Origin of the sequence: Candidatus Zymogenus saltonus (assembly GCA_016929395.1) — a bacterium.
GTDB lineage: Bacteria > Desulfobacterota > Zymogenia > Zymogenales > Zymogenaceae > Zymogenus > Zymogenus saltonus.
This window is the reverse complement of the sequence record JAFGIX010000023.1, coordinates 17,923-33,374: the sequence shown is the minus strand read 5'-3', so window position 1 is coordinate 33,374 and position 15,452 is coordinate 17,923. Positions and strand designations below refer to the sequence as shown.

17 protein-coding genes are annotated in these 15,452 nt (G+C 55.2%); all 17 read left to right on the top strand.

What is annotated here, in order from left to right; genetic code table 11:
• The first annotated feature begins 19 nt into the window (after window positions 1–19).
• The 17 genes from JW984_04665 (at window position 20) to JW984_04585 (ending at window position 15,334) form a co-directional block, all read left to right on the top strand.
• Window positions 20–688: a glycosyltransferase gene (locus tag JW984_04665; GenBank protein ID MBN1572472.1), complete on the top strand. Its 669-nt coding sequence runs from the start codon at window positions 20–22 to the stop codon at window positions 686–688.
• A 5-nt stretch (window positions 689–693) separates the two neighbouring features.
• Window positions 694–1,242, top strand: a complete 549-nt coding sequence (locus JW984_04660) for a glycosyltransferase family 4 protein (GenBank protein MBN1572471.1) — start codon at window positions 694–696, stop codon at window positions 1,240–1,242.
• Window positions 1,243–2,256: a KpsF/GutQ family sugar-phosphate isomerase gene (locus JW984_04655; protein ID MBN1572470.1), complete on the top strand. Its 1,014-nt coding sequence runs from the start codon at window positions 1,243–1,245 to the stop codon at window positions 2,254–2,256. It begins immediately after the preceding gene.
• A complete protein-coding gene (galE, locus tag JW984_04650) occupies window positions 2,253–3,236 on the top strand; it encodes a UDP-glucose 4-epimerase GalE (protein ID MBN1572469.1) in 984 nt (327 codons plus the stop codon). The genes JW984_04655 and galE overlap by 4 nt, the downstream gene beginning before the upstream one ends.
• Window positions 3,233–3,955, top strand: a complete 723-nt coding sequence (locus tag JW984_04645; protein ID MBN1572468.1) for a 2-C-methyl-D-erythritol 4-phosphate cytidylyltransferase — start codon at window positions 3,233–3,235, stop codon at window positions 3,953–3,955. The genes galE and JW984_04645 overlap by 4 nt, the downstream gene beginning before the upstream one ends.
• 187 nt (window positions 3,956–4,142) lie before the next feature.
• Window positions 4,143–4,898 carry a WecB/TagA/CpsF family glycosyltransferase gene (locus JW984_04640; protein MBN1572467.1) on the top strand — a complete coding sequence of 252 codons (756 nt, stop codon included), beginning with the start codon at window positions 4,143–4,145 and terminating at the stop codon, window positions 4,896–4,898.
• A 19-nt stretch (window positions 4,899–4,917) separates the two neighbouring features.
• Window positions 4,918–7,068: a tetratricopeptide repeat protein gene (locus JW984_04635; GenBank protein ID MBN1572466.1), complete on the top strand. Its 2,151-nt coding sequence runs from the start codon at window positions 4,918–4,920 to the stop codon at window positions 7,066–7,068.
• Complete coding sequence (locus JW984_04630; GenBank protein ID MBN1572465.1) at window positions 7,049–8,530, top strand: sugar transferase; 1,482 nt, start codon at window positions 7,049–7,051, stop codon at window positions 8,528–8,530. The genes JW984_04635 and JW984_04630 overlap by 20 nt, the downstream gene beginning before the upstream one ends.
• 57 nt (window positions 8,531–8,587) lie before the next feature.
• A complete protein-coding gene (locus tag JW984_04625; protein MBN1572464.1) occupies window positions 8,588–9,601 on the top strand; it encodes a flippase-like domain-containing protein in 1,014 nt (337 codons plus the stop codon).
• A gap of 93 nt (window positions 9,602–9,694) precedes the next feature.
• On the top strand, window positions 9,695–10,390 hold the full coding sequence (locus JW984_04620; GenBank protein ID MBN1572463.1) for a hypothetical protein: 696 nt from the start codon (window positions 9,695–9,697) through the stop codon (window positions 10,388–10,390).
• Window positions 10,383–11,318, top strand: coding sequence for an ABC transporter ATP-binding protein (locus JW984_04615; GenBank protein MBN1572462.1), 936 nt, complete (start codon window positions 10,383–10,385; stop codon window positions 11,316–11,318). Before JW984_04620 ends, JW984_04615 begins: the two co-directional genes overlap by 8 nt.
• Window positions 11,315–12,094 (top strand): ABC transporter permease, encoded by a 780-nt coding sequence (locus JW984_04610; GenBank protein MBN1572461.1) that lies wholly within the window; start codon window positions 11,315–11,317, stop codon window positions 12,092–12,094. The genes JW984_04615 and JW984_04610 overlap by 4 nt, the downstream gene beginning before the upstream one ends.
• Window position 12,095: 1 nt before the next feature.
• Entirely contained in the window at window positions 12,096–12,716 is a 621-nt protein-coding gene (locus tag JW984_04605) for a hypothetical protein (protein MBN1572460.1), read from the top strand.
• A gap of 19 nt (window positions 12,717–12,735) precedes the next feature.
• Entirely contained in the window at window positions 12,736–12,900 is a 165-nt protein-coding gene (locus tag JW984_04600; GenBank protein ID MBN1572459.1) for a hypothetical protein, read from the top strand.
• 5 nt (window positions 12,901–12,905) lie between these two features.
• On the top strand, window positions 12,906–13,679 hold the full coding sequence (locus tag JW984_04595; protein MBN1572458.1) for a prepilin peptidase: 774 nt from the start codon (window positions 12,906–12,908) through the stop codon (window positions 13,677–13,679).
• Between the two features lie 96 nt (window positions 13,680–13,775).
• Entirely contained in the window at window positions 13,776–14,771 is a 996-nt protein-coding gene (locus tag JW984_04590) for a P1 family peptidase (protein MBN1572457.1), read from the top strand.
• The gene (locus JW984_04585; protein ID MBN1572456.1) at window positions 14,768–15,334 is read left to right on the top strand and encodes a HEAT repeat domain-containing protein; all 567 of its coding nucleotides are present in this window, start codon (window positions 14,768–14,770) and stop codon (window positions 15,332–15,334) included. The genes JW984_04590 and JW984_04585 overlap by 4 nt, the downstream gene beginning before the upstream one ends.
• The last annotated feature ends 118 nt before the right edge of the window (window positions 15,335–15,452 follow it).

Here is a 15,452-nt window from a genome sequence, read left to right as displayed (position 1 = left end):
CATGAGGCGGGGGGAGAGATTGAAAATCTTGATTGTTGCCAGCTCGTTTCCCAGATGGCAGGGGGACTGGGCGGGGGTATTCCTCCTGAATCTCGGGAGGGCGCTTGTTGAGATCGGACATGATGTTATGGTGCTGGCGCCCCATATCGGCGGCACCCCCAAGCGCGAGACGATGTGCGGGGTCGAGGTTTTCAGGTTCAGATACGCATGGCCGGAGGGCCTGGAGACGCTGGCCTACGGGCAGGGGATGATAAACAACGTCAGGAAAAATCCCTTAAGGTTTCTCCTGATTGTCCCCTTCGTCGTCGCCCAGTCGATACATTTAAGGAGGATGGCTAAAGGAGCAGACATCGTAAACGCCCACTGGCTCATTCCCCAGGGGATCGCGGCGGTGTTGGCCCGGGTCAGGTTCGTGTTGACGCTTCACGGCTCCGACGTGAACATCAGGTTTCGGGGCGCCTTCGGTTTGCTGATGAGGTCTCTTTTTCGCCTTGTGGTGAGGAGGGCCGAGGCGGTTACGGCAAACAGCACGGCCACCAAGGAGAGGATAGAAACCCTCGCCCCCGGGGTGGATGTAAAGGTAATCCCCATGGGCGTAGACATAGAGCTCTTTTCAAGGGCGGTCGGCGGAAGGGGGGGGGAGTTGGCAAAGGGGAAAAGAGGAAGGGGAAGGACGAAACAAGGATAATCAGCGTGGGACGCTTGATACCCCTTAAGGGGCAGGAGTACCTGCTCTCGGCGTTGGCGCTGATAAGGGAGAAAATACCGGAAGCAAGGCTCATCCTCGTGGGGGACGGCCCCTACAGGGAGAGGCTTGTAGGACACACGGGGAGTCTGGGGCTTGAGGACTGCGTCGATTTCATAGGCGAGGTCGACCAGGACGAGGTGCATAGGCTCCTTGCCGGGAGCGACGTATTCGTCCTCCCGTCCGTGGTGATGGACACCGGCGAGACGGAGGGGCTTGGGACGGTCCTCATGGAGGCGATGGCCGTGGGGGTCCCCGTTGTCGGGAGCGCGGTGGGGGGGATAGTCGATATTATAGAGGACGGCGAAAACGGGATCTTGGTCGAGGAGCGGTCGCCCGAGGCGATCGCCGAGGCGGTCATGAAGATTCATGGCGACGACGACTTCAGGATGAGGATCGTATCGAGGGGGATGAGGGACGCCGGGGAGAGGTTTTCGTGGGAGGGGATCGCCGCTAAGTTTGACGAGTATTTTCGTGAGTTGAAAAGGGGTTTTTGAATGAAAGGGACAAGGGACACTTCCGATAAGGTTGATGCGAACGATCGGATCGATGCGATAGCGGAGGGGAAGAGGGTGCTTAAGATCGAGCGGGATGCGATAGGCGACCTGATCGACAAGATCGGGAATGAGTTCGAGACGGCGGTAAGGCTCATCTTCGATGTGAAGGGGCGGGTGATAGTCACTGGGATGGGTAAGTCCGGCCTCGTGGCGAGAAAGATATGCGCCACCCTGTCGAGCACCGGAACCCCCGCCTTTTACCTCCACCCGGCCGAGGGGCTCCACGGGGATATTGGCGTCGTCACGCCGGATGACCTGGTGATCGCCCTCTCCCACAGCGGCGAGACGGCGGAGGTCTTGAAGCTTTTCCCGTATTTTAGGTGGGCCGGCGTCAAGATCATCGGAATGACGGGGGAGGTCAAGTCCACCCTGGGAAGGGAAAGCGACGTGGTGCTGGACGTGGGTGTCAAGAAGGAGGCATGCCCCTGGGACATCGTCCCGACATCGTCCACCACGGCGGCCCTGGCTCTGGGGGACGCCGTCTCGGTGGCCCTTCTGAAGATGCGTAACTTCGACCTCAAGGATTTTGCCAGAAGACATCCGGAGGGCTCCATCGGCAGGAGGATATTCTTGAAGGTGTCCGACCTTATGCACAAAGGGGAGGAGATTCCCGTGGTGAACGAGGACGTAATCTTAAAGGACGCCATATACGAGATGACATCGAAGGGCCTCGGGATGACAACAATCATAGATAAGGACGGGAGGCTTACCGGGTTGATCACCGACGGGGACCTGAGGCGCATATTCCAGAAGGTGGCCGATCCCCTGGACAAGAGGGTTGCGGAGCTTATGGTCAGGGATCCAAAGGGGGTCGACGAAAAGAAGCTCGCGGCGGAGGCACTGAGGATAATGGAGGATATGGCGATAACGTCCCTCGTCGTAAGGGACGACGACGGGAGACCCAAGGGGGTGATTCACATCCACGATATACTGAGGGCGGGGATAAGCCTATGAAGAACGTGCTGATTGTGGGTGGAGCGGGATATATCGGGAGTCACGCCGTAAAGCGGCTGATGGCGGAAGGGATAAACCCGGTCGTGTTTGACAGCCTGATAACCGGGTACAGGGACGCCGTTTTGTGCGAAGATTTCATCGAGGGAGACCTGAGAAACAAGGGCGATATCCAGGCCGTCTTTGAGAGGCACGAAATCGACGCCGTGATGCACTTCGCGGCCCACTGCTACGTGGGCGAGTCGGTCGAGAATCCCCAAAAGTATTATATAAATAACGTCGTGGGGGGGCTGAACCTCCTCTCGGCGATGCTCGATGCGGGCGTCAAAGAGATCATCTTCTCGTCCACCTGCGCCGTCTACGGGGAGCCGGTCGAGGTTCCCATCTCGGAGGCCCACCCGAGAAATCCTGTAAATCCGTACGGCGTGACAAAATACATCTTCGAGAGGGCGATGGAAGACTACGCCGCGGCGTACGGATTAAGGTACGTCTCGCTCAGATATTTCAACGCCGCCGGAGCGGACCCCGAGGAGGAGCTGGGGGAGCGTCACGATCCGGAGACGCACCTGATTCCCTTAACCCTTATGACGGCCGGGGGCGTAAGAGACGAGATTACGATCTTCGGGGAGGACTACAACACCCCGGACGGCACCTGCATCAGGGACTACATCCACATCTTCGATCTGATCTCCGCCCACGTCCTCGCCTACAGGCATCTCAAGGGAGGGGGCGGGCCGGCCGCCTTCAACCTGGGGAGCGAAAAGGGCTACTCGGTAAGGGAGGTGATCGACGTCTGCCGGAAGGTTACGGGAAGGGAGATAAAGGTCACGGTCGGAGACAGGCGCCCCGGAGACCCGCCGGTGCTCGTGGCGTCTTCCGAAAAGATAAAAAAGGAGCTGGGTTGGGAGGTCGAGTTCGGCGACCTCGCGGGGGTCGTTCGGACGGCGTGGAATTTCATGCTGAAGAGGGGAATGGTGAGATGACGGCGGAAAGGATATGGGGGATAGTTCCCGCCGGGGGGAGCGGGAGCAGAATAGCCGACTCCGGGATAAAGGGGGAGGGCGGGATTTCAATCGACGGAAAGCTCCCGAAGCAGTTCATAAGGGTTGGCGGCGTTCCGATCCTGGTCAAGACGCTGAAGGCCCTCTTTAACGCCGGCGTCCTCTCCGGAATCACCGTTCCGGTAAAGGAGGAGTATATAGGGCTTGCCCGGGAGCTTATCGTGGAGTTCGGCTTGACAGACAGGAATATACTGTTTGTCACGGGAGGCGAGACCCGCCAGGCCTCCGTCTTCAACGGGCTTCTTTCAATCGAAAAGATGGGCGGAGCGGACATAGTCCTCATCCACGATGCGGCAAGGCCGATTATCGCCCCCGAAACCGTGACTGCGGCGGTCGAAGAGGCAAGACGCTTCGGGGCCGCGGCCGTAGGAGTAGGCGCCACGGACTCGTCCGTCTTATCCAAAGACCTCTTTATCGAGAGCTACGTACCGAGGGAGAAACTCTTCTCGGTCCAGACCCCCCAGGTTTTTATGTACGATCTCATCATGGAGGGGCACCGGGCCGCCCTTTCGGACGGAATAACCGACGCCACGGACGATGCGGGGCTGGTCCTCAGGATGGGAAAGAAGGTCAGGATAGTCCCCGGAAGCCCGGAGAACATCAAGGTCACGTTCAGGGGCGACCTCGACAGGATTCGCTGAAGTCCCCGTCGCTGTCGGTATAAACAAATCCCCACGAGCGGGCTGCACCTGGAAACAGTGGCGATCGTGGTGAAAATATGTTATAAAGGTAGGGGGGGTGTTTTTAGGATTGAGGGGATGTTTTTGGGGGATGGCGGTGTTAAAGGGCGGTGTTATTTGGGGGTGGTCATATTGATATTTTGACGATATGGAAGAAATACGAATCCTCGACATAAAGGTGAATCCCCTGACCACGGGGGAGCTGAACCGGGAGATAGGCGCAATAATCAGGGAAGGGCGAAAGGAGCTCGTCCTCAACGTCAACGTCAACGCGATAAACCAGGCGCTCAAGCACCCCTTCATGAAGGAGCTTCTGAACAGCGCCGAGATAGTCTTCTGCGACGGCCACGGGGTGATGCTGGGGGCAAAGATACTCGGGCATGATATCCCCGAGAGGATAACCTACGCCGACTGGATGTGGGACCTTTCGGCCTACATGGAGGCCGAGGGTTTTTCCTTCTACTTCCTGGGGGCGGAGGAGGGGGTCGCGAGGGCGGCCGCGGAGAGGCTTGTCGGGAGATTTCCGGCCCTAAAGGTTGTGGGAACGAGAAACGGCTATTTCGATAAGGAAAATGGCGCAGAGAACGATGCGGTGATAGAGGGGATAAACAGGGTGTCTCCGGACATTCTGGTCGTTGGGTTCGGGATGCCGGCCCAGGAGAGATGGCTCAAGGATAACTGGGAGAGGATAGACGCGAGGGTTGCGCTCACCGGCGGGGCGTGCTTCGATTTCATATCGGGCAGCGTCAAGCGCGCGCCGAGGTGGATGATGACCCTTTGGCTCGAGTGGTTTTTCCGCCTCCTCCTCCAGCCGAGGAGGATGTTCTACCGCTACGTCGTCGGCAATCCCCTCTTTATATTGAGGGTGATCCTGGAGAGGTTGAAGAGAGGCTTGAAAAAATGAACCGGTTTGTTTATATACCATGAGCGTTAACAGAAAGAAAATCCTCCTTTTTATCTTCGTGGCATTTTTGCTGTCCTCGGCCATGGTCAGGATGATTCACCCAAGGGCCGACGCCCCCTTCGACCTGTCGTGGTCTCAGGGGCCGAGCACCGACGCGTCCTACTACATCGAGCCCGCGGTAAACTTCGTCAAGGGGAGGGGGCTGAAGCCCATCTCGGGCATCTGGAACGCCCCGGGCTACTACCTCCTGTATCTGCCGTTCCTTCTCCTCTTCGGCGTGGGGTACGCCCAGCTGAATCTGATAACCGCCGCAATCAGCCTATTGGGCTTCGTCTTCTTCTTTCTGATTGTAAAGGATCTGCCCAAACGGGACGACGACATAACGACCGCCCTTTTCGCCTCTCTCTTCTGGGCCTTCACCACATTCTTTGTTATGTACAACAGGATCCCCCTCATCTACACTGCGATGATCCTCTACATGCTGGTCTCTGCGTGGCTCTGGTTTCTCGGCACGAAGAGGCGCCTCTTTTTCATCTTCTCCTGGGCTGTGATCTTCATTGCCGTCCTGTACGTCCGGGTGATCGCCGTGGCCCTCGTCCCCGCATTCCTGATAGGGCACATCCTTCTCTTCTTCGGGGAGGGGGAGGGGAGGAGAACAAGAGTCATCAGGGTGGTGACGCTGTTGGCGATCGCCGCCGCAGGAATTGCCCTTGTGTTGTTCGTCGGCAAGCTTTTCAACCTCTCGCCCTTGGACATAGCGTTGGCCAGGGTGAAGGCCCACCTGAAAGGAGACATCTTCGGCGACGGATTGCTCGTCTACTTCTTCAACATAGGCGAGAGCGGCGGGATAACCCGGTACCTTCCCGTGGTCTCGCTGTTGGCCTACTCATACATCATAGTCTTTGTAAGGGACTTATTTGCGAAGAGGCTCAACTTCAAAGACGGGAAGGACGTGATGAAGGTGGTAATTCTCGCGTGGGCGGTCTTCGGCGCCTTCTACACGATCCTCTTCAAGTACGCCCCGCCGAGGTACTTCCTCTTCCTGATGCCGCCGCTGTTTATCCTCGCGGGGATGACGTGCGCCCGCCTCCTTTCGCCCGAGGAAAAAAGGGACTTCGGATACGGCTACTATTTCATTCTCCTCTCCTGGCTTCTATTTCTCGTATTCAGGGTTATCCTGATAGTATTTTCCTACCTGATAAGCAACTTTACTACCTTTGCCGTGGGGTTTAGGCTCTCCGCAGAGGCCGTGGCGCGGTTCAGCGCCCTTATCAAGTTCTTCGGCTCGTTCTATCTCCTCCTCTCGATATCCCTTATCCTCTCGCTTTTGATTATAGCGGCGATTTACCTGATAGACCGGGCCGGAGAGAGAAAGGAGGGGGAGCTTGCTGTGAGGAGGGAGATAAGAGTCGCCTTTATCGTGGCGTCGATGGCGTTTTTCCTCTACTACCAGGGGGCTATCTGCTGGCGGTGGGCGGAAAATCCCCACTACACGCTGGTAAATACGTCAAGGGAGCTCGCCCGCCTCGTGAATGAAAACGCGGTTGTCTCGGGCCCGTACGCCCATCCGTTGACCATAGAGAACGACCTGAGACATATCTACATGACCTTTACAAAGCCGAAGAGCAAGACCCCGTGCGAGAGGTTCAAGGAGTCGGGTACCACGCACCTTCTTATCGACAGCAAGAACGGGCTGGTTTACATAGAGAGGCTCTATCCAGAGACCTTCGATTGTCTTGACCTGATTGATACCTTCTACGTCAGGGGTAACGCCGTGGGGCTGTATGCATGTAAAGATCGTCCGGAATACACACCCACATATTTCGAGCGGGCACAAGCTTTGATGGGCGCCGGGGATTTTGAGGAGGCCGAAAAGCTCCTGTTGAAGTCGATCGGGGAGGGCGCCCCCGCTTCCGCCGAGTACGCCTCCCTGGGGAGATGTAAGGCCATGTTAAAAGACAGGGAGGGGGCGGAAGAGGCGCTTGAAAAGGCGATAGAGATCAATCCCGACAACCTCCCGGCCCACTGGGGTTTGGGGCAGCTTTTAGAGGCCAAGGGTGACAGGGAGGGGGCGCTCTCTCACTACCTGTCGGTCCTTGACCTCTATCCAGAGAGCAAGGTCGTCAAGAAAAAAATAAGGGAGCTTATCGTTGAAACAAACGAGAGATAGCGGCGATAAATCTGGCGGCAAAGGGCCGAAAAAAGGGGCAGGCGAGTCATCGAGGCTTGTTTCGCCTTTGACCAAGAGGAAGAGGTGGGCGAGAAAAATATTGATCTTTTTCCTCGTCCTTATGGACGCCGCCTTTCTGACAATCTCCTGGTTCAGCGCCTACTGGCTAAGATACTACCTGGCCTTCTACTTCCCAAAGACGATAAACGCATTTTCCGTCTATCTATATTCCACCCCCATTATGGTTACGGGCTGGGTTGTGACGTGCGCCTTTTTCGGCCTCTACAGGAGGACGAGCAAACTCTCCGTCATCACCGAGTTTAATCTCCTGGTCAAGGCCTCCCTCCTCGGGCTTCTCGTCAGCATGTCGCTTTCGTTTTTGTTTAAGAATCTTGACTTCGGAAGGTCTGTCGTCATATTTATGTTCGGCTTCAGTCTCCTCTTTTTGAGCATCTCGAGGGTCATAATCCGGTTCGTCGAGGAGAGGATGTGGGAGAGGGGGATCGGGATTGTAAGGACTTTGGTGGTGGGTGCGGGGGAGAGCGGGATCCGCGCGGTTCAGAAGCTCCAGGATTCCAGAGAGGTGGGATACAGGGTGGTGGGGTTCGTGGACAAGGACGAAAAGAAGTGGGGGAAGAAGGTCAGCGGTATCCCGGTGCTTGGGGGGGAGGACGATATTATGGATATTGTGGTGGAGCACGACATCGACGACGTCTTTTTCGCCCTCCCGAACATCAACCACCATAAGATCCTCGACATAATATCTTCGTGCACAAAGGGGGGTGTGTACTTCCACATCGTGACCGATATCTTCGACGTCATATCGGACGGCACCGTGATAGACATGCTCGGCGACTTCCCCGTGGTGGACCTCAAGGGGGAGGGGCCGACGTGGGGATACTCCATAATCAAGAGGGCGATGGATATATTCATCTCGATTTTCGGCATAGTCTTCACGACGCCCATCTGGCTTATCATAATGGCCTTGATAAAGATCGACTCGAAGGGGCCCATCCTTTTCAAGCAGAGGCGGGTCGGGCTGAACGGCAGGGAGTTCAACATCATGAAGTTCAGGACGATGCAAACGGAGGCGGCCACCTACGCCCGCTCCCCGAAGAGCGCCGTGGACGACAGGATCACCCGGATCGGGAAGTTCCTCAGGAAGTTCAGCCTAGACGAGCTCCCGCAGCTGATAAACGTCATCGCCGGGGACATGAGCATCGTCGGGCCGCGCCCGGAGATGCCGTTTATCGTCGAGAAGTACAAGGAGTGGGAGAAGAAACGCCTCGTGGTAAAACCGGGGCTCACGGGCCTGTGGCAGGTCATCGGCAGGAAAGACCTCCCCCTCGAGGAGAACATCCAGTACGACTTCTTTTACATCAAGAACAGGTCCCTCGTGATGGACCTCTCCATCATCATGAGGACGTTTCCAGCCCTCCTCTCCAGGAGGGGGGCCTATTAGCTATTAGGCTATTAGGCTATTGGGCTATTGGGCTGTCAGGGGGCTTATCAATATAAAATGACCGCACAAGAGAGAGACAAGAGGCCCCTATCGCTCATTTCGAAGGAGTTTTTAATAAACTCGATAAGCCTCCTCCTGTTGATTTTCGTTCTCTTTATCGGGTTGAGATTTGCCCGTAAAAACTGGGACATCTTCGTCGGTCTCGTCGATCTCTCCCCGGCATATATCGTATCGATGAGCGCTCTGATCCTCGCCTTTCAGCTCCTCTCCGGGGTCAAGATCAAGGTATTGACATCGATCTTCGGACTCGACCTTAAACCCAGGGAGTGGTTCGGGCTTGCCCAGGCCAACTCGCTTCTGAACTACCTCCCGGTTCGGGGAGGGAGCGCCCTGAGCGCCTTTTACCTGAAGGGTTTTCACAATTTTCCCATAACCGAGTACCTTGCCGTCCTGACCGCGGGTTTTGCCGTGACGACCGCCGTGTTTTCCACGGCGGGGTGCTTCGCCGCGATGCTTGTTTCCCTCACCTCCGGCGTATTCCCCCTCTACACCTTGGCCGTCTACGTCTTCCTCATCGTCTCGATATTCGTCCTCTTCTTATTCGTCAAGCTTGTCACAAAGAGGGTAAAAAACAGCCGCCTGGCCAGGTTTCTCTCCGGCTGGGAGAAGATCCGCGAGGGGGGAAGAAGGCTCGCCGCCCTTGTCGCCCTCGATTTTACCATGATCTCAATGGACGCCATGAGGATAAAGCTCTCCTACGGGCGCTTCGGCGTTGACCTGAACTACTTCATGGGTCTTGCCATGGTCCCGGTTTCCAACCTCGCAAGCGTCGTGAGCCTCATCCCGGGCGGGCTTGTGGCGAGGGAGTTCGTCATGGGCCTGATCTCCGGGGAGATAGGGGCGGGATTTGAGGTCGGCGTCTTCGCATCGGCGCTGGACAGGGCCATCCTCTTTTTCTGGATACTCCTTTTGGGCTCCATCTCCTTGGTTGTTCTCCGTAAATATCGGGGGAACACGCGGGGAAACACGCGGGGAAACACGCAGAAAAACATGGGCAAAAAAGGGGGATAAAGAGAAAAAAAAGTGTTGTACAAAATGCTTGAAAAATAATTCCAATCTGCTATCTTATATTATGAAATGTAATTCGGCTCAGGACTATATCGAATGAAAAGGCCTTTGTTTAAAAAGGAGAACTCAAAGAGCTTGATCCTGCCGCTGACGGCGGGTCTCATTTTGTGTGCCGTCTTTCTGCTTCAGACCAAGATCGATGATGAGAGGAGCACATGGAGCCATGAGGAAGAATTGCTCTACATACCCTCCGGCAAGGTTCTGAAGATAGTCAGCCTGGGGTTCGATGAGGTTATGGCGGATATCCTGTATATCAGGATGCTCGATTATTTCGGCACCCACGCGACTTCGGACAGGACCTACACGTGGCTCTACCATATGGCGGACCTTGTTACAACCCTCGACCCGAAGTTCAGGTTTCCGTATATCTTTGCGGGATTAATGCTCAACCTCGAGGCGAACCAGCACGAAAACGCCAGGAAGATCATCATCAAGGGGATGAACGAGTTCCCGAACGACTGGTACTTTCCCTTCGTTTTGGGGATAAACTACTTTTTTCACGATGGGGATTTCAAGGACGCGGCCGACAGCATCGAGAAGGCGTCAAGGCTTCCCAAATCCCCGGCCTATCTTAAAGACCTTGCGTTAAAGTTGAGAAGGGAGGGCGCAACCAGGGAAACGGCCATAGCCTTTCTTCAACACCTGTATGTAAATTTCAAGGACAAGGAGTTGCGGAAGATCCTGGCCGCGAGGATAAGGGAGATAAAAGCAGGGGGGGGAGACTATGAGTGAAAATGCCGTAGAGCTTAGAGGTATCTACAAGGCATACAAGACCGGCTTTATGATGAAGAAGGTCGAGGCCCTAAACGGCGTCGATCTTGTCATCAAAAAGGGGGAGGTCTTCGGCTATCTCGGGCCGAACGGCTCCGGGAAGACCACCACCCTGAAGCTCATCATGGGGATAATATATCCCGACAGGGGCGAGATAGAGGTACTTTCTAAATCCCCGTACGACATTTCGGTGAAGGAGAAGATCGGATTCCTTCCCGAGAGCCCCTATTTCTACGATTACCTGACTGCTGTGGAGTTTCTCGATTTTTTCGCGAGGCTCTTCTCGATACCGCAGGGGGTGAGGAGGGAGAGGATAAGGAGGCTCTTAAAAAGCGTGGGGCTTGAAGACAGGGCGGATGAGCCGCTGAGGCGCTTCTCCCGGGGGATGCTTCAGCGAATAGGGATCGCCCAGGCGCTGATAAACGACCCGGAGCTTGTTTTTTTTGACGAGCCGATGAGCGGCCTTGACCCCTTAGGCAGGGCCGAGGTCAAGGAGATAATCCAGGGACTGAAGAGGGAGGGAAAGACGATAGTCTTCTCGTCTCACATCCTGCCGGACGTGGAGGCGATCGCCGACAGGGTCGGGATAATCGTGGACGGGAAGATAAGGGACGTGGGTGACCTAGACCGGATGCTTAACGAGAGGGTGAGCTTTGTGGAGATAACGGTCTGCGGCCTCGATCACGATCTCCTTAAATCGATTGAGGGGAAGGCCGAGGTCAAGAGGACCCTCAAAGACCGCACGGTGCTTCTGGTTGACGGGGCCGAAAATATCAACGAGGTCATAGACTACCTCCGCTCCCTCAAGATAAGCATAGAGTCCGTGGAGCCGATAAGGTTGACCCTTGAGGAGCTCTTTTTAAGCGAGATAAAGGGAAAATCGAAATGACATCCTTTGTAAAAAAAGTGTGGGTCATAACCGTAAACACCTTCAGGGAGGCGGTACGCGACAGGATCCTTTACAGCATCGTGTTCTTTGCGCTTCTGATCCTCGCCCTGTCCACCGTGATGGATATTATCACGATCGGACAGAAGTCGAAGATAATAAAGGACGTGGGTCTGGCGTCGATCTCGATATTCGGGACGCTGATCGCCATATTCGTCGGCATCGGCCTGGTCTACAAGGAGCTGGACAAGAGGACCATATACACCATCGTCGCAAAGCCGGTCACCCGCTTCCAGTTCCTCCTCGGGAAATATTTCGGCCTCGTCCTGACAATCTTTGTGGAAGTGCTGGCGATGGGATTGATATTCGTCCTGATCGCCTTCCTTGCAACGGGGAGCCTCGACATAAGACTCTTCGTCGCCATCGGCCTGACCTTTTTGGAGCTGATGGTGGTCTGCGGAGTCGCGATTTTTTTCTCGTCTTTTTCCACGCCGATATTGAGCGGGATGTTCACCCTGGGGGTCTACGTCATAGGTCACACGACGAGGGACCTGTACGAGTTCAGCGCGAACTTCAGGGGTACTTTCTTGGAGGTGTTCTTCAAGACCCTCTACTACGTCTTCCCGAATCTGGATAACTTCAACGTAAGGCCTCAGGTGGTTCACGGATTGCCCATAGGGCCTGAATATTTTCTCTTTTCAATATCTTACGGTGTCCTCTATATCGCCGTTCTGCTTATATTATCTTCGATAATCTTTACCAAGAGGGATTTTAAGTAAAATGAAAGACTCGATGAGACTCGGTGCGTTTTTATCGCTTATAGTTGCAATCCTGCTTATGGTGCTTCTGCGCGTCTACATGGGCTCCGCCGCGGAATACAAAAGGGCCAACGAGGCGTTGAAGTCGGGAGACAAAGTTTCCGCGATCAACCATTACGGCCGCTCGATCAAGTGGTATGCCCCGCTCAGCCCCTGGGTAAAACGCTCCATAGAGGAGCTCTGGGAGATAGGGGAGGGCTCCTACGCGTACGACACGGAAGAGGCCGTGTACGCCGTAAGTATACTCAGAAGCTCCCTATATGCGGCCAGGGGTCCCTTCACGCCCTTCAAGTCGAGGATCGAAGAGGCGGACGGCTGGCTTTCCCTGCATCTGTCGGAGGGGGAGGGCGGACCGGACAGGGAGGATGTGGAGTTTGTATTGGGCTCCAAGGCCAGACCGAACAGGCTCTGGTCGCTGGCCGTCGGTGTGGGATTTGTGGGTTGGACATTGTCGGTCTTTGCGTTTATCTTTTTCGTTTTCCCGGAAACGGAAGCGGGCGTAAATCAGAAGAGGGCCGTCGTTTTAGGACTTGTTACCTGCGTCTTTTACTCCCTCTGGATGTGCGGACTCTATTTCGCTTGAGTTTTTTGGTGATAACAAGATGGCAGCAATGCCCCTGGGCCTATTAGCCGTACTCTTCGGTTTCTATTTGTACGGCCGGAAGGATCGATTTGTCTCCCTTGCCGGGAGTCTCCTTGCGGTTCTGGGACTGGTGATTTTCATCTACGGCCTCATCTCCGTCCTTGTGCCTTCATTTTTTTATTGAGATATATGATTCCTGCCTGTTTCTATATCACTTGTGCATTTATCCTCGGCCTTATGATAGGAAGCTTCCTCAACGTATGTATCTACAGGATGCCGAGGGAGCGGTCGATCGTAACGCCCCCCTCCTCCTGTCCGTCGTGCGGGAATAGGATCGCCTTCTACGACAATATACCCGTTCTGAGCTTTATTATCTTGAGAGGGAGATGCAGAAACTGCAATGCTGTGATCTCATGGCGCTATCCCGCGGTCGAGATTATGAGCGGCGTCCTGGCGGCCCTGTTGATGTACAAGCTGGGGTTGACTTTGGAGTTTCTGTTCAGCTATGTTTTTTGCGCCTCCCTTATCGTCGTTTCCCTTATCGATCTCGACTATCAGATAATTCCGAACGAGATATCCCTTCCCGGGATCGTGGTATTTTTCGCCTATTCCTTTTTCAGTTCCCGCCTCCCCTGGAAGGCCTCTCTCTTGGGGATCGTCTTCGGCGGGGGGATTTTGGCCCTGATCGCCGTTTTTTACTACCTCTTGACGAGGACCGAGGGAATGGGGATGGGGGACGTCAAGCTCCTGGCGATGATAGGGGCCTTTCTGGGGATTGAGGGGGTTATCTTTACACTCGTTGTGGGGAGCATCCTGGGATCGATCTTCGGTATTGTCCTGACCCTTAGAGACAAGGGGGACAGAAAGACGAAGGTTCCATTCGGCCCGTTTCTGTCCATTGGAGCGGTGGCGGCCGTATTTTTCGGGGGGATCCTCTTCGATCTATATTTCGGCATGATGTGAGGAATCGTTGTGGAATAGGGCTGTTTAAATGGGGTCGAGGTCGGCCCCGGTTTTTATTTTCTTGACCGAAAGCCGTCAATAAGTATAAAATATAGAATGATTTATTCGGATGCAATAACAGATGTGCCGGGAGTCAAGGTAGGGCACGCTCAGGACTTCGATGCGATGACCGGGGTAACGGCTATTTTGACGGAGTCGGGGGCCGTGGGAGGGATAGATATCCGCGGCACCGCGGCTGGAACGAGGCAGGTGGATTCCCTCTCACCGCTTCACGTGGCGGGGGTGGTTCACGCCGTTACGCTGGCGGGCGGGAGCGCCTTCGGACTTTCCGCCTCCGGCGGAGTGATGAGATACCTCGAAGAGAAGGGGATCGGAATCGACGTCTTCTACGTAAAAATACCTATCGTCCCTTCGGCCATAATCTTCGACCTCGGGATCGGCAACCCCAGGGTGCGCCCCGACGAGGAGATGGGATACAGGGCTGCTGTGAACGCAAAGGGAGGTCCCGTCGACCAGGGGAGCGTCGGGGCAGGGACGGGAGCCTCGGTGGGAAAGCTCAACACCACCGCCTTCGCCATGAAGGGCGGTGTGGGCACTGCAAGCGAGTCGTTCCGCCCGAAGGGGGGTTCAGATAATATCGTGGTCGGGGCGCTCGTTGTCGTAAACGCTTTCGGCGATGTCCTCGACCGAAAAACCGGCGAAATACTGGCAGGGGCGAGAGACCCGGAAAATCCCAAACGCCTTATCAATACCTCGAAGAGGCTCAGGGAGGGCGAGGACAGAAAGATGCCGCCGGGTCAGAATACGACCCTTGCCGTCCTCGCCACAAACGCGGCCATCGATAAACAGGGCGCTATCAAGATGGCCCAGATGGCGCAGACCTCTCTCGGAAAGGTCATCTCACCGTTTCACTCCACCTTCGACGGAGACGTCGCCATCACCCTCTCCCTTAGGGGAGGGCAAGGCGTGGGGATTAATACGCTGGGGATGCTGGCGGAGACAGCCCTGTTGAAGGCGGTCGAAAGGGCTATTGTTACCGCCGACGGCAGAGGAATTATACCTTCATATTCAGATTTGAACGGGGAAAAATGATTGAGGAAAGAAGAAAAGCGTTGGCAAAGGCGTTGAAGGATGAAGACAAGGGTGTAAAGAGTAACGCTTCGGACGCCCTCCTGAAACTCGAGGGTTTGATGGAGCTTCCCGATATTGTCGCAAAATTTAAATCCGCAATAAAAACGGACAAGCTTCGCTATATTTATTCCCTTTCAAGGATGAAGAACGAAAAGGCCCTGGTGCCCCTTATATACTCCCTCCAGCACGACGAGGATGACCTGAAGATAGCGGCTATCAGGGCCATGGGCGAGATCGAGAGCAGGAAGGCCATTCCGGCCCTCTTGAACGTCCTCAAGGTAAACAACGTTCTCGCCAAGATTCAAGCGGTTGAGTCCTTGGGCAGGATCGGTGATCCGGGGATCGCAAAGATATTGATGAAAATCCTCCCCTCGGGGGACAAGGAGTTAGACGAGTCTATTATAATGGTGCTGGGCAAGCTGAAACAAAATGAGGTGGAAGGGCTTCTGATCTCCCTCCTCCAGGACGAAGAACCGAGAATAAGAAGGGCCGCGTGCTGGGCGCTGGGGGAGCTCGATATTTAAGGGGCTGTCGGGGAATTATATCCTATAGAATGAGAGGCGTTTTTTTAACTGACGGAGGGGTCGGTCGGTATTGTAACAGGGGGTCGGGATTGTGTGGGGGGGGGATTATTAAGGGGGG